Below are 14,456 nucleotides of genomic sequence, written 5' to 3' on the forward strand. Positions count from 1 at the left end.
TCCTATTTTATTTTATGTATAACATCAAAAATTGGTTCCAAACAAAAAACCCCCTTATGTAAGGCGGTTTCCATCGTCCCGATTGAGCCAATTTAAAATAAATATGTATGACTGATAATGAACATGCCGTATGCAAAATAAACCAAATAGAATAGTCATTCCACTACCACTATATATTAAGCCAAACTTCAAAAAGATGTTTAACATCGGCGAAAAGTGAATCACATTTTGTAATAGAGACAGAGTAAAAAACAGAATACAAAATACCGGAATGTATTGCCATTCATACGGTTTACGCTTTTTACGCATCATTTTCCGAATGAAGATTTGGCATAGTTCAGCTACTACAAAACAACCCCCTATTAGTAAAAAACCAGACGTCATCGTCATACATCCACCTGCCTTATATTTCATTTCTTTCCTTCTATAAGCGTTTTATGTATATTTCACCGTTCAATATAAAGCCGAGTCCCTCTATAAATGATTTAGCTTGTTCCGTTTTATCTCTTTGTAACACCTGAATATGCTTTATATTTCTATGCTTCATCATTTCTTCCAATGTAAAATAAGTGTTTGTTCCATATCCGTAACCTTGGTAATCAAAATGAATAATTAAATTAGACAATATAGCATGTTCACCTTGCACAATATAATCTATTACGCCAATATATGTATCATCAACTTTTATACAATATTGAACTTCCTTCTTATTTAAACAGTGAGAAGCAAACATTTCTTCTACGACTTTTTTGGTTTCTGTATTCACCTTTTCAAACGTAATCATATTTTGTCCACCCTCTTATTCTTATTGTATCGAGCACGATACATATTTATGAAAAAAACCTTAAGATCGTATACAATCTTAAGGTTTTCCTACTTATACTAAGCTATACGCGCGCTTTGTTTCTTCATGAAACTCATTTGTATCGTATTTATGCTCCACATAAATTTGATGCCATACCATAAACGCAAGTACTGTCCAAATTTTACGGCTATAATCGCCTTTATCCGCACAGTGTGCTTCCAGTAAGTTTAATACATACTGTTTATCGATTAAATGCTCTGTTTTGCTTTCTTTAATAATATTAACAGCCCAGTCATGCATTTCATCTTTTAACCAGTGACGAATTGGCACTGGGAAGCCAAGCTTTTTACGATCTAATACGTGATCTGGCACGATTCCACGTACTGCTTCACGTAAAATTGCTTTTGTCGTTCCGTTTGCAATTTTTAATTCTGTTGGAATTTTAGATGCAACGTCGAATACTTCTTTATCTAAGAATGGTACACGAAGTTCTAATGAATTTGCCATCGTCATTTTATCAGCTTTTAATAAAATGTCACCACGTAGCCATGTGAACATGTCGATGTATTGCATTTTGCTAACATCGTCATAATCTTTAATTTCATTATACAATGGTTTCGTGATATCCATGTAGTTAACACTTTCATTGTAATACTTCATTAATTCAGCTTTTTCTTCTTCACGGAAGATTTTCGCATTACCATAGTAACGTTCTTCAATTGGTGTACATCCACGCTCTAAGAAGCTTTTCCCTTTAAATCCTTCTTTAAGGGCACCACTTAATGCTTTTAAGACACTTTTCCCTGGAGTAGGGATATAAGAGAACATTTTTAAAGAATTTGGCTCACGATAAATGTTATATCCACCAAACAGCTCGTCTGCACCTTCACCAGAAAGAACTACTGTTACATGCTTACGAGCTTCTTTTGCTACGAAGTACAATGGTACAGCAGCTGGATCGGCTAAAGGATCATCCATATGCCAAATGATTTTTGGGAATTCATTCATGAATTCTTTTGCTGTAATGAAGACACTATGGTTTGTTACACCTAGTTTTTCTGCAGTTTCCTTTGCAACATCAACTTCACTGAAGCCACGGCGTTCGAAACCAACAGAGAATGTTAAAAGATTTGGATTCATTTCTCTTGCAATAGAAGCAATGATAGATGAATCGATACCACCAGATAAGAATGAACCTACTGGTACGTCACTACGCATATGCACTTTTACAGAATCATATAATACATCGCGAATCGCTTGAATGTGCTCCTCTTTCGTTGCACTTGAAGCGTTGAAATAAGGTTTCCAATAGCGATGAATTCCCATTTCTTTTCCAAGTTCTTTTACGAAGTAATGACCAGGCTCAATTTTATTAATATCAGTTGTTAATGTTTCTGGTTCTGGCCCATATTGATACGTAAAGTAATGTTGCAGTGAAGTTGGATTTACTCCTTTATCTTGCATTACATGCATAATACTTTTCTTCTCAGATGCGAAGAAAGTAGTATCACCTTGCTGAGCAATGTATAAAGGCTTAATACCGAAGTGGTCACGTGCACCGAAAAGTTTCTTTTCTTCACGATCCCAAATCATAAATGCAAACATACCGCGAAGGTAATCTACACATTTCTCTTTCATATGTGCATAGAGTGCAATGATAACTTCTGTATCAGATTGCGTTGCAAATGTTGCACCTTTTTCAAGTAACATTTCACGTAATTCTACATAGTTATAAATTTCACCATTAAAAATAATTACATATCGATCATTTTCATAAGTTAGTGGCTGATGTCCTGCCTCTAAGTCAATGATACTTAAACGGCGGAAGCCAAATTGTACATGTTCATCACGAAAATATCCTTCGTCATCTGGACCGCGGTGGAAAATAATCGTGTTCATATTTTCAAATTGATGTTTTTCTGTTTCTGAAAACTCTCTAGGGTTTTCACATAAACATCCTACAAAACCACACATACTTCTTACCCTCTTTCAGTTTTCATTCTGTTTCTATACTACTATATCAACCCTATTTATACTAGCATAATCAACTCAATATGGCGACAAAAACTATAAAAAAATCACTCCATTTCACATTTTACCCAATTTTTTTGAGCAAACATGAAAAATAGGCACTCACATTTGCACACATTTGTCATATGATATTGCAAATTGATTTCTAGGAGGCAAAAACATGAGTGATGAAAAAAAAGATTCTTCGTCTCGTCCACCAATTCGTAGTTACTTAAAACAAATTGATGATTTTTTTGAACAAACGCCACTACGTGATGTAATTGCAGATATGAATCACTTTTTCCAAAAAGGAAACCGTTTATTAACATTTCCTGTCGATTTATATGAAGCTGGCGACGAACTGGTCATAAAAGCAGAACTTCCAGGAGTTCAAAAGGAGCAAATTCAAATAGAAATTCAAAGTGAATACTTAAAAATCTCTGTTACAGAAGATATCACAGAAGAAATAAAAGATGAAGTTTCACATAATTACTATCGTCGTGAACGATCCATGTCAGGAGCTTCTCGCACGATTAAACTTCCATATTTAATTAAGAAAAAAAGTGCAAAAGCTTCTTATCAAAATGGCATTTTAGAAATCCGCGCTCCAAAACTTCCGCAACAGCACGATATTTTATCCATAGATTAATCATTATATTTATTCCCCATATATAAAAAGAAGGATGCTCAGCATCCTTCTTTTATTTCAAGAGTCGCTCCATATCACGTAAAATGTCCTCATACGGTGTTTTGCTAATTCCATTATACTTTTTCATTACCTTGCCTTCTTGATCGACTAAGTAAAACGATGTTCCGTGGATAACTTGCCCATTCTCTGGTTTATCTACAAGCGCTTGAAAATTATCCTTTGAAAATTTCTTAATATCTTCTAATGAATAACCTGTTAACAAGTTCCAATTACTTGTATCCTCTGTGAACTTTTGTATAAATGCTTTCAAATTCTCTGGTTTATCAAGTTCAGGATCTACACTAAACGAAACAAACTGAACATCTAATTTTTTTTCTTTCGCCATTTTTTGTAGCTTTGCCATATTAGCAGTCATTGGAGGACAAACCGTTTGACAATTTGTAAACATAAAGTCAGCTACCCATACTTTCCCTTTTAAATCTTTTGTTCCAAACTTTTTACCATCTTGATTTATGTATTGAAAAGTTTCTAAATCCCAATTTAATGGTTTACGGAGTTTTGATCCTGAGCCGCATCCTGCAAGTATAAAGAAGCAAAAAACAACTATGAGACCAATCAGCTTTTGATAACGCTTCATTTTCAAACCTCTCTTCTCTTTCTTTAAGTTATGTATGACATGTTTATCATAACAAAAGTAAACACTATGAGAAAATTGTTTATCCTAATTGTTCACGAAATCGTACGAATTTAGGTATGTCACTTCCAATCTTTGAGCGAATTACTAGACAAACGTTTCATTATTTACTAATATTATCTCCTTCTTAGCTCTTTACATAACAATTTTCAATAAGCCACTCCCAGTTTTTTACTTTGTAAAGATACCCAAACTATTTTTTACATTCTTTTAACCGTCAATCAATTTTTCTCACTTTTTTCCTTAACAACATTTCGGTACAATACAACTACAAAGATTTCAAATGAGGTGATGTTCATGGCAAAGCGCTATGAGAACATGGATAATATTAGTACAAAAAAAACTATTCGCTCATTTTTACGTTGGCGTAAAGAACGAAAACAAAGCAAGAAAGATTTCTCTTATCTAGTAGAACAATCACCTGTCAAGCATGCTCAATTTTTACGAACAAATACTGAAAAAACAACGATTACATGGATAGGTCACTCGACATTCCTTATACAAACGAACGGGCTCAACATTTTAACGGATCCAGTATGGTCAAAAAAAATAAAGCTTGTGCCAAGACTAACGAGTCCCGGCCTTACATTACAGGAATTACCCAAGATTGATATTGTCCTTATTTCACACGGTCATTATGATCATTTGGATTTTTCCACACTTCGTCAATTAAATTCGGATGTTCTCTATTTAGTACCTACTGGATTAAAAAAATTATTTACAAGAAAAAAATTTATGCGCGTAGAAGAATATAATTGGTCGGAATCTACAAAAATTGATGATGTCGATTTTCATTTCGTCCCAGCGCAGCACTGGACAAGAAGATCATTGTTCGATATGAATACTTCTCACTGGGGTGGGTGGGTTATCAATAATGGTACAACAGATGAAACAATTTATTTTTGTGGGGACAGTGGCTATTTCCGAGGATTTAAAGAAATAGGTTCTCGATTTTCTATTGATATTGCCTTAATGCCTATTGGCGCTTATGAGCCAGAATGGTTTATGAAAGTATCACATGTTTCCCCCGAGGAAGCAGTGCAAGCTTTTTTAGATGTAAAAGCAACGCATTTCATCCCAATGCATTACGGTACATTTGCACTCGCTGATGAGACACCTAGAGAGGCGATTACACGACTTCGTAATAATTGGAATTTACGTATGTTACCTTGGGAACAACTTCACGTATTGTTTCTTGGGCAAACGTATACTTCTATCCCATCAACAGGTAAGAAAGAAGAACACAAACAAACGTCAGAGCGTTTTTATGTATAACAACTCCCTTTGAAAATACATTATATAAAGTGAAACTTTAATCAGCCCGCAAATCGCGGGGGAAAGAAAAATGAAAAGGGTGTTTTTCATGGAAAAATACTTACAAACACGTTATATCATTAGCGGAAGCGCCTTTATTACCCTTCTCATCTCATATTTTCTATATGAGTAAAAAAAAGCTACTTGAATGGTTCATTCAAGTAGCTTTTTTTTACTCTGCTAAATACATAAAACCAATTGCTCCTGGTCCTGTATGAGTACTTATAATTGGAGTTGTATAAAAAATTTCTGATTGTGTAAATCCACTAACTTTTTCCACAGCTGCCTTTACGCTTTCTGCCAATGGAAGTGCTTTTGCATGTGGAATCGCAACTGCTTTTACTACTTTCCCAGCTGTATCTTGTTCAAATAATTTCGCTAGTGTTTTTACAATTTGCCCTTGGCTACGGACTTTTGTTACAGGGTTATATACGCCATCTTCAAGACTTGCAATCGGTTTAATATTTAATAACGAACCGATAAATGCTTTTCCTTTTCCGATACGTCCACCCTTCACTAAATTTTCTAACGTATCTACAATTACATATAAACGCGTATTCTTTCTTACTTCATCAATACGTTTTAAAATTTCTTCTAATGAGCGTTCTTCTTGCGCCATTTTTGCAGCTTCAATTACTTGATATGCTAAACCATGACTAATAAATTGCGAATCAACAACTGTTACCTTTGTATCTGTCATTGATGCAGCGCTATTTGCCGTTGCAACAGTACCACTCATTCCACCTGTCATATGAATAGAAAGTACTTCGCTTCCATCTTCACCTAATTTATTATACATTTCTACAATTGAGCCCATAGCCGGTTGTGAAGTCTTTGGTAATTCTTCCGATTTCGCCATTTCTTCAATAAATTCATCCGGTTGCAGATCTACGCGGTCTAAGTATGTTTGTCCATTCACAGAAATAGATAATGGTACAACATGAATATCATATTTCTCAATCACATCTTGTGATAAATCTGCCGTTGAGTCTGTAACAATTTTAATTTTTTGCATATTTTACTTCTTCCCTTTCCAATACGCTCTCCTTGTTATTATACTAGTATTCACAATGCTTTCAACAGTTTGAAGCGATTTTCGGCAAATTTCTTTCGTTTTTATGTACAAAAAGAAAACGACAGAGCACGCTCGCCCTGTCTCTATTTTAGATTATGCATTTTTTTCAAGTGAATTTGTTTGATATACATTCGAATAATCATTCCACTTTAAGCAACTTTGTAAATATTCACGAAAAGAGTATGAAAATCTCGGTTGTTTTTGTTTTTGAATTTTAGCAATAAATAGTTGAAGACGTGACTGAATTAGAAATGCTAACGGATGCTGTGCCTGTAGGACAGGGATTTCAAATATTTTGACACAATGCCCTGTTGAATGAGTGAAATAAAAACTTTTCATGATCACGATATCAATCCTCTTTTTTATTGGATTTATAACTTCAGTATAAACTTACTACGGTGAAAAGTTTGTCTAAATTTCGGAGATTCTATAATTTTTTTCCTCTTTATATTGTATACGATTACAGATATAGTATAACAAATAAATAAAAAAAGTGCCTTTATAATGAGGCACTTTTTGATTCTGTATTCGTTTCTCGTTTTATTTTCCTTTTATAAACAAACTTTGATGCTGTAATACTTAATTCATAAATTACAAGAAGAGGTACCGCTACTGAAAAATCAGAAATAAAGTCTGGTGGTGTAATACAAATAGCGATGACAATTAAAATAAAATATGCATACCTTCTCACTTTTTGAAGTGCTATCGGATTGAGAACCCCTATGCTTGTTAAAAACATGGCAACGACGGGAAGTTCAAAAATCACGGCAAACGGTACAGTCATATTCATCACAAATGAAAAATACTTTTCCGTCGTAAACATTGTTTGAAACATATCATCACCGAGACTCATTAAAAATTGCAAAACAAATGGTAAAATCAGAAAATAGCCGAAGCAAAGCCCGCCAATAAACAATAAAAATAATGCCGGTATATAAAGAATCGTCATTTTGCGCTCATGCTGGTGTAATGCTGGTTTGACAAACAACCAAATTTGTAGTGCGGCAATTGGTATTGTACATACAATCGAAAAAACAGCCGCTATCAAAAAGTAAATCCATAAAATATCACTCGGGCCTAAAACAGTTAATTTCATATTTAAATCTTTTACAATAAAATTATATATTTCTTTCGTAAACGAAAAGCCAATGACAATAAAAATCAGAAACGTCAGCGCTGTTATAATGAGTCGCTTTCTTAACTCACCAAGATGCTCTATAACACTCATTTCTTGATTGTCCACTCTTATCACCACATTCCCCACTCACTGAAAGCCATAAACTCAAAACAATCTAGTTAAGCTTATTTCTTTCCCTCTGTATCATCATGCAATCCTTTTGTAGACTTTTTAAATTCTTTTAACGTTTCTCCAAATGCTCGTCCAATTTCAGGTAACTTTTTAGGACCAAAAATAATTAAAGCGAGTACCAAAATTAATATTAAACCTGGAAATCCAATGTTCATTGGCATATTTCTTCCCCCTTATTGTCGCTTAATTTCATTTTGTCAAAAAAGTTTGTAAACGTCAATGTATCCGCTGCCTTTTGTCAAAAAAATTCAAAAATATAATCAATTAAACAATTTTCATTTTCTATTTCTTTTGCATATGATATTGTAAAAGAAAATACATCTTATTTCATCATGTGAGGAAGGATTCGACTCATGACTCAAAAAGTAACGCGGATGACAAGATTTGTAAAAGAAGAAATTGCCAATGCGATTACCCATGGTATCGGTGCCATTTTAAGTATCCCTGCTTTAGTTATATTAATTATTCATGCCTCAAAGCATGGCACAGCTTCTGCTGTTGTTGGATTTACTGTTTACGGTGTAAGCATGTTTCTACTATATTTATTTTCAACATTGCTACATAGCATCCATCATCCAAAAGTAGAAAAATTATTTACAATTTTAGATCACTCTGCTATTTATCTATTAATCGCTGGCACATATACACCGTTTTTACTTATCACACTGCGTGGCCCACTTGGCTGGACCTTACTTGCAATTATTTGGGCGCTTGCTATCGGTGGAATTATTTTCAAAATTTTCTTTGTACGCCGTTTTATTAAAATGTCCACACTGTGCTACGTCATTATGGGATGGCTCATTATTGTCGCTATTAAACCACTTTATGAAAACTTAACGGGGCACGGATTTTCACTATTGTTAATCGGTGGGATTCTATATTCCGTAGGAGCGATATTTTTTCTTTGGGAAAAATTGCCCTTTAATCATGCAATTTGGCACCTTTTTGTATTAGGTGGTAGCGCAATGATGTTTTTCTGCGTATTATTTTATGTATTGCCTGTTGCATAAAAAATCTCAGCTTGTCCAAGCTGAGATTTTTTTATTACTTATGTAGTTGAGCTGCAATAATATCTTTCGTATACTGCGTTAATTCTTTTATATCCATACCTGCGTATTGCTCAGGTATAATTGGTTTTGAAATGGTTACAGTCGCCTGCGCAGGCTTCATACGATTTCCATTTGCTTCAAACATCTTATATGTACCATCTAATGTTACTGGCAAAATTGCGACACCAGATTTTACGGCAAGATGAAAACTACCTGCTTTAAACTCTCCTATTTCACCGCCTTTACTGCGCGTTCCTTCTGGGAAAATTACAATCGAATGACCATTCTTTAAAAGTTCAATACCATCTTTAATAGCTTGAAGAGACTGACGACGATCACTGCGATTCATAAACACACAATTCATCAATTCCATCCAAGTTGGCACAAGCGGAAATTTCTTAATTTCTGCTTTTGAAACAAATCCAATTGGTTTATTTAAGTACCCAAGTAAAACTGGAATATCCATATTACTTTGATGGTTACTTACAACAAGTACCGGCTTATCTTTCGGTACATTTTCAAGTCCATTTACTTGTACAGTCGAACCAGCTACACGAACCATTTTCTTACCAAACCAGTTTGTTGTTTTATACACGAGGTGATCTTTCTCTTGCGGCGACATCATATGTGCTTTACGCTTTATACGCCATAACCTCGGTGTAATACCAATTACAATTAAAATTAAATAAAAGATTTTAAAAAACGTTTGAATCATATAGAACCCCCACCTATTCTCATTCCGTCATTCATTATACTAGACAAACGAAGGAAAAAGAAGAAAAAATGTCCAAACGACAAGCGTTTGGACATTTTTGAGTTTTCTATATTAGAAACGTTTTGCTAATTCACGTGCATTTGTAATTGCTACTTCTTTAATTTCTGGTGCTTTTTCAGGATTTGCATTCATACCTTCAACTGCAAGATATTCTACATCAGATACACCCATAAATCCTAATACTGCATTTAAGTGGTTGCGACCGAAGTCCATTGCTGCATATGGTCCTTCAGAGTATACGCCACCTGTAGCTTGAATATGAAGTGCTTTTTTATCTTCTAATAAACCGACTGGTCCATTTTCAGTGTATTTAAATGTTTTACCTGCAATAGATAAGTTATCTAAGTATGCTTTTACTACTGGTGGATAGCTGAAGTTCCACATTGGCGTTACAAATACGTAACGATCTGCATTCATAAATGTTTCTAAGTTTGTGTTCATTGCTGCAATTTTTTGTTGTTGGCTTTCGCTTAATGTTTCAAAACCTTCACCTGCTGCAAATTTACCCCAAGCTGCAAATACTTCTGCATCAAGTGCTGGTACAGTTGTGTTAAATAAATCAATTGTTACCACTTCATCTTGTGGATGTTCATTTTTATACGCTTCAATGAAAGCTTCTCCTACTGCCATACCGAAAGATGCTTCTACTGAATTTGGATTTGCTGTAATAAATAGTACTTTTGTCATTTTCATTCTCTCCCTTAGCAAATATCTTTAATTTGAGATTTTTCATTAAAAAGTAAATCACTTACCTTATGTAAGCATAATACAAAAACATTCTTTTTCTGTCAATAAAAATAGCCACTTTTTTTTCGTAAGTAAATAAACCTACTGTATCTTTTCATAAAATGTTCACATTTTATGACTCAACCAAAAAAGCTAGCTCTTTAAAAGCTAGCTTTTCTTAAGTATTACTTTTGAAAAACATGTTTCACTTTTTCGCCAGGTACGTTACTTCCACCTCGGCCTTTTACATCTTCAATCATCATCGTAACAATCATATTTGGTGCATTAACATCAAAAGCAGCGAACCAGCCAAGTTCTTTTCCATCTGCTTCTTTTGATTCTTTTAACTCAGCTGTCCCTGTTTTTCCAGCAAGAGTCATTCCATCAATTTTAGCAATTTTCCCGGTTCCATCTTCATCGTTAATTACTTTTGTTAACGCATTTTTTAATATATCTTGGTTTCCTTTAGAAATCACATTTTCTTTCCAAGGTTTAGCTTGTTTAGCATCTTTAATCAGGTGTGGAGACGGTATATTCCCTTCATTTACAATTGGTGCATACGTTAATGCTAAATGAAGAGGTGTCATTAACACTTGGCCTTGTCCATACCCTGTATCAGCCATTTGAATATCATTTTTAATACCATCTTTTGCAATTTTTGAAGCAGGGAATGGATATTCAATTGGTAATTTTTCATCGAATCCAAATTTCTTCGCTTCACTCATAAATTTATCTTTCCCGATTTTTATTGCCTCTTGCGCAAAGTAAATGTTATCAGAAAACTTCATTGCTTTATCAAAATCAATTGGACTCGCATCTTTTACACGTGTCACATAATAATTTCCCCATGAAGAATCTTTTGTCCATTGTAATCCTTCAATTTTCAATTCCTCTTTTGGATCAATTGTTTTTGTTTCTAGACCAATTGCACCTGTAATTGCTTTAAATACAGAACCAGGTGCAGATGTTTGCGTAAAACGATTCGTCATTGGCTTTTTCGGATCATTATTCCATGCTTCACGTTGTGCTTTGGATGCACCTCTTACCATTACATTTGGATTGTATGCAGGGCTACTTACAAGCGCAAGTGTTTCACCCGTTTGCGGATTGATCGCTGCACTTGAACCAGCTTCCCCCTTCATTTCGTTAAAGATTTTTTCTTGAACGGTACTATCAATTGTTAAAGTAATATTTTCCCCATCTTTTGCTTCTTTTTTTGCTAAATCTTTTATTTCTTTTCCGTTTGCATCTTCCATAAAGACACGGCCACCTTTTTCGCCGCGTAATTTCTCCTCAAATACTTGCTCTAAACCAGCTTTGCCAACTAGGTCATCTGCTTGATACCCTTTTTTCTGAAGGGTCTTTAAATCTTCCGCATTTACTTTTCCCATATATCCCGTTAAATGTGCTGCCGCTTCTCCTAATGGATATGTACGAACTTTTACTGGGCGAGATGAAACTCCTGGCAAATCAATATAATCATTTTGCGTTGCACCTTCTTGTAAAATGCCGATTGGCACAAAATAATCTGGTTTTACCCATTTAGCTGCAAGCTTTTGATCAATTTCTTCTACAGACATACTAAGTAGTTTCGCTACCGTTTCTTTTGTCTGCGGCGCAGCCTCTCCTAATTGTCCTGGAATAATTCCGATTTCAGATGCCGTTCCATTTGTTATAAGCCCTTTTTCATTGCGATCATATATTTCCCCGCGCTTTGCTTGGAACGTTTGCATACGTATTTTACTGTCTTTTTTCATGCCTGGAAAAATGAAATCTGGAGTCCAATCTATTTTCCAAGATTCTTTATCTCCATCTTTCTCTTTCACAAGCTTCGCTTCGTGTGAAAAGGCAATTTTCCCACCTACTGTATCCATACTTACTTTAAAAGGAACTAATCCTTTATCTTCTTTATCCTCTTTTATTTTTTCTGTTTCTACTTTTAGATTTTTAGCTTCAATACCTGCATAAATCTTTTCATACTTCTCTGTAAAATCTTTTTTTGAAATAGATTTTTTCGCATTTTCTGATAACTGGTCATACATATCTGCGAATTTTTGTTTATTCCATGCTTTTGCATATGTATCAAATGCTTGTGCTGGCTTTTCTTCTTTACCGCACCCTACTAGAATGAGTGTGAAACAAAGAAAAAGCAGCCCCCATAGTTTTTTCAACCGATTCTCCTCCTTTAGGTAAGCCAAGAAATAATAAATATAAATCTTTCTTTTTTGAATTTTTCCTAGGCTACTAAAACTTACAACCTCTACCATTATATCATCAAAAAAGTTCATTCATAAAGTTTTATCTTGTTATCCAAATAAAAAGATTGATGTGAACATCCCCACATCAATCTTTTTGTAATTATTGTTGTTTTTCATATATGTGATAGTAATATGTGTATGGATTCTTTTCATCCGTAACGCCTTTTTCTACAAAAACTTCTTTCCACTCTTTCATATTCATTTCTGGGAAGAATGTGTCCCCTCCAAATGAATGGTGAATCTTTGTGATGTAAAGCTTGTTTACATATGGTAAAAATAATTCGTAAATTTGCGCTCCACCAAAAATAAAAATTTCTTCTTCATCTTTGCAAAGCTCAAAAACTTCTTCTACAGAATGCGCAATTTCACAACCTTCTACATGATAATTCATATTACGTGTTACGATAATATTCCGTCTTCCTGGAAGTGGTCTTCCAATCGCTTCATAATTTTTTCTTCCCATAATAAGTGAGTGCCCCATTGTGGTCTTCTTAACATATTGCAATTCACTTGGCAAATGCCATGGCAATTCATTATCCTTACCGATGACTTTATTTTCATCCATTGCGACCATAAATGAAATAATCATATTTTCATCTCCTTTTGCGTTTACACTGCGACAGGCGCTTTAATTGCAGGATGTGGATCGTAACCTTCTAACGTTAAATCCTCCATTTCAAAGTCAAAAACAGATTTTACATCTGGATTTAATTTTAGCGTTGGGAATGGACGTGGTTCACGCGCTAATTGTTTTTCCACTTGCTCAAAATGATTTGTGTAAATATGCGCGTCTCCAATCGTATGAACAAACTCTCCTACTTCTAAACCACATTCATGCGCGATTAAATGTGTTAACAATGAATAGCTTGCAATATTAAATGGAATGCCAAGGAAAATATCACCGCTTCGTTGATATAACTGACATGATAGTTTTCCGTCTGCTACATAAAATTGGAATAGCGTATGACACGGTGGAAGTGCCATACTTGGCACATCTTCCGGATTCCAAGCAGAAACAAGTAAGCGACGAGAATCTGGTGTTTTTTTAATCATTTCAATTACATCTTTTAATTGATCAATTGTTTCCCCAGCTGTTGTTTTCCATGCACGCCATTGCTTGCCGTACACGTCTCCTAAATAACCATATTGATTTGCAAAATTATCATCTTCTAGTACATTCTTTTTAAAGACTTCCATTTGCTCGTCATATTGTTTCTTAAACTCTTCATCTTGCTGCGAACGAAGTCCAAAGTCTGTCATATCTGGTCCTTCGTATACATCACTTTCTACCCAACTTTTAAACGCCCATTCATTCCAAATATTATTGTTATTTTGAAGTAAATAACGAATGTTTGTATCACCTTTCATAAACCAAAGAAGTTCACTAGCTACCAAGCGGAATGGTACCCGTTTTGTCGTTAATAAAGGGAAGCCTTTGCTAAGGTCAAAACGCATTTGATGTCCAAATACAGATACAGTTCCTGTTCCTGTACGATCTTCTTTTTTTGTACCATGTTCCATCACATGGCGGCACAAATTTAAGTATTCATATTCAGCATGTTTCATATGTAAGAAAAACCCTCTTTCACATCTATTTCCTATATGGAGTTTATCATAAAAAACTTCAATACATAACAAAATTAATAAAAGCTATTATTAAAAAATTTCTACATAGTAAGTATTAACAGAAATCTAATATAGAATATCCATTTCAGTGAATCTTACAAAATTCTTAACTTTTCATCTTTTAAAAGGTATTTCACTCCTTATCAAAGAAAGTATAGTGCGGAAG

The 14,456-nt window shown here is 34.4% G+C and carries 16 protein-coding genes; 3 read left to right on the forward strand and 13 right to left on the reverse strand.

Annotation, left to right across the window (positions count from 1 at the left end; translation table 11 throughout):
- Positions 1–54: 54 nt before the first annotated feature.
- The 3 genes from KFD70_RS00885 to asnB all read right to left on the reverse strand — a co-directional run bounded on the left by KFD70_RS00885 (position 55) and on the right by asnB (position 2,779).
- Positions 55–384: a hypothetical protein gene (locus KFD70_RS00885; protein WP_336452652.1), complete on the reverse strand. Its 330-nt coding sequence runs from the start codon at positions 382–384 to the stop codon at positions 55–57.
- A 40-nt stretch (positions 385–424) separates the two neighbouring features.
- The gene (locus KFD70_RS00890; protein WP_336452596.1) at positions 425–784 is read right to left on the reverse strand and encodes a GNAT family N-acetyltransferase; all 360 of its coding nucleotides are present in this window, start codon (positions 782–784) and stop codon (positions 425–427) included.
- A 93-nt stretch (positions 785–877) separates the two neighbouring features.
- Positions 878–2,779, reverse strand: a complete 1,902-nt coding sequence (asnB, locus tag KFD70_RS00895) for an asparagine synthase (glutamine-hydrolyzing) (RefSeq protein WP_336452597.1) — start codon at positions 2,777–2,779, stop codon at positions 878–880.
- A 217-nt stretch (positions 2,780–2,996) separates the two neighbouring features.
- On the opposite strand from asnB, the gene KFD70_RS00900 reads away from it, so the two are divergent.
- The gene (locus KFD70_RS00900; protein WP_336452598.1) at positions 2,997–3,464 is read left to right on the forward strand and encodes an Hsp20/alpha crystallin family protein; all 468 of its coding nucleotides are present in this window, start codon (positions 2,997–2,999) and stop codon (positions 3,462–3,464) included.
- A 52-nt stretch (positions 3,465–3,516) separates the two neighbouring features.
- On the opposite strand, the gene KFD70_RS00905 is transcribed toward KFD70_RS00900, so the two are convergent.
- A complete protein-coding gene (locus KFD70_RS00905) occupies positions 3,517–4,101 on the reverse strand; it encodes an SCO family protein (protein ID WP_336452599.1) in 585 nt (194 codons plus the stop codon).
- 354 nt (positions 4,102–4,455) lie between these two features.
- On the opposite strand from KFD70_RS00905, the gene KFD70_RS00910 reads away from it, so the two are divergent.
- Positions 4,456–5,433 carry an MBL fold metallo-hydrolase gene (locus tag KFD70_RS00910; RefSeq protein WP_336452600.1) on the forward strand — a complete coding sequence of 326 codons (978 nt, stop codon included), beginning with the start codon at positions 4,456–4,458 and terminating at the stop codon, positions 5,431–5,433.
- 211 nt (positions 5,434–5,644) lie between these two features.
- On the opposite strand, the gene KFD70_RS00915 is transcribed toward KFD70_RS00910, so the two are convergent.
- The 4 genes from KFD70_RS00915 to tatA form a co-directional block, all read right to left on the reverse strand.
- Positions 5,645–6,487 carry a DegV family protein gene (locus KFD70_RS00915; protein ID WP_336452601.1) on the reverse strand — a complete coding sequence of 281 codons (843 nt, stop codon included), beginning with the start codon at positions 6,485–6,487 and terminating at the stop codon, positions 5,645–5,647.
- A gap of 153 nt (positions 6,488–6,640) precedes the next feature.
- Positions 6,641–6,892 (reverse strand): DUF2535 family protein, encoded by a 252-nt coding sequence (locus KFD70_RS00920; RefSeq protein WP_336452602.1) that lies wholly within the window; start codon positions 6,890–6,892, stop codon positions 6,641–6,643.
- Between the two features lie 154 nt (positions 6,893–7,046).
- Positions 7,047–7,775, reverse strand: a complete 729-nt coding sequence (gene tatC / locus KFD70_RS00925; protein ID WP_336452653.1) for a twin-arginine translocase subunit TatC — start codon at positions 7,773–7,775, stop codon at positions 7,047–7,049.
- Positions 7,776–7,849: 74 nt separating this feature from the next.
- Positions 7,850–8,017 carry a twin-arginine translocase TatA/TatE family subunit gene (gene tatA, locus KFD70_RS00930; RefSeq protein WP_017149723.1) on the reverse strand — a complete coding sequence of 56 codons (168 nt, stop codon included), beginning with the start codon at positions 8,015–8,017 and terminating at the stop codon, positions 7,850–7,852.
- A gap of 192 nt (positions 8,018–8,209) precedes the next feature.
- On the opposite strand from tatA, the gene trhA reads away from it, so the two are divergent.
- On the forward strand, positions 8,210–8,866 hold the full coding sequence (trhA, locus tag KFD70_RS00935; protein ID WP_336452603.1) for a PAQR family membrane homeostasis protein TrhA: 657 nt from the start codon (positions 8,210–8,212) through the stop codon (positions 8,864–8,866).
- Positions 8,867–8,900: 34 nt separating this feature from the next.
- Here the strand turns inward: trhA and KFD70_RS00940 are convergent, their stop codons facing one another.
- The 5 genes from KFD70_RS00940 to KFD70_RS00960 all read right to left on the reverse strand — a co-directional run bounded on the left by KFD70_RS00940 (position 8,901) and on the right by KFD70_RS00960 (position 14,230).
- Positions 8,901–9,620: a lysophospholipid acyltransferase family protein gene (locus tag KFD70_RS00940; RefSeq protein ID WP_336452604.1), complete on the reverse strand. Its 720-nt coding sequence runs from the start codon at positions 9,618–9,620 to the stop codon at positions 8,901–8,903.
- A gap of 111 nt (positions 9,621–9,731) precedes the next feature.
- On the reverse strand, positions 9,732–10,367 hold the full coding sequence (locus KFD70_RS00945; protein WP_336452605.1) for an FMN-dependent NADH-azoreductase: 636 nt from the start codon (positions 10,365–10,367) through the stop codon (positions 9,732–9,734).
- Between the two features lie 224 nt (positions 10,368–10,591).
- On the reverse strand, positions 10,592–12,577 hold the full coding sequence (locus KFD70_RS00950; protein WP_336452606.1) for a penicillin-binding transpeptidase domain-containing protein: 1,986 nt from the start codon (positions 12,575–12,577) through the stop codon (positions 10,592–10,594).
- 187 nt (positions 12,578–12,764) lie between these two features.
- Positions 12,765–13,253 carry a dihydrofolate reductase gene (locus KFD70_RS00955; RefSeq protein WP_336452607.1) on the reverse strand — a complete coding sequence of 163 codons (489 nt, stop codon included), beginning with the start codon at positions 13,251–13,253 and terminating at the stop codon, positions 12,765–12,767.
- Between the two features lie 20 nt (positions 13,254–13,273).
- Positions 13,274–14,230 carry a thymidylate synthase gene (locus KFD70_RS00960; RefSeq protein WP_336452608.1) on the reverse strand — a complete coding sequence of 319 codons (957 nt, stop codon included), beginning with the start codon at positions 14,228–14,230 and terminating at the stop codon, positions 13,274–13,276.
- Between the last annotated feature and the right edge of the window lie 226 nt (positions 14,231–14,456).

Origin of the sequence: Bacillus pfraonensis, assembly GCF_050768835.1 — a bacterium.
GTDB classification, from domain to species: domain Bacteria; phylum Bacillota; class Bacilli; order Bacillales; family Bacillaceae_G; genus Bacillus_A; species Bacillus_A pfraonensis.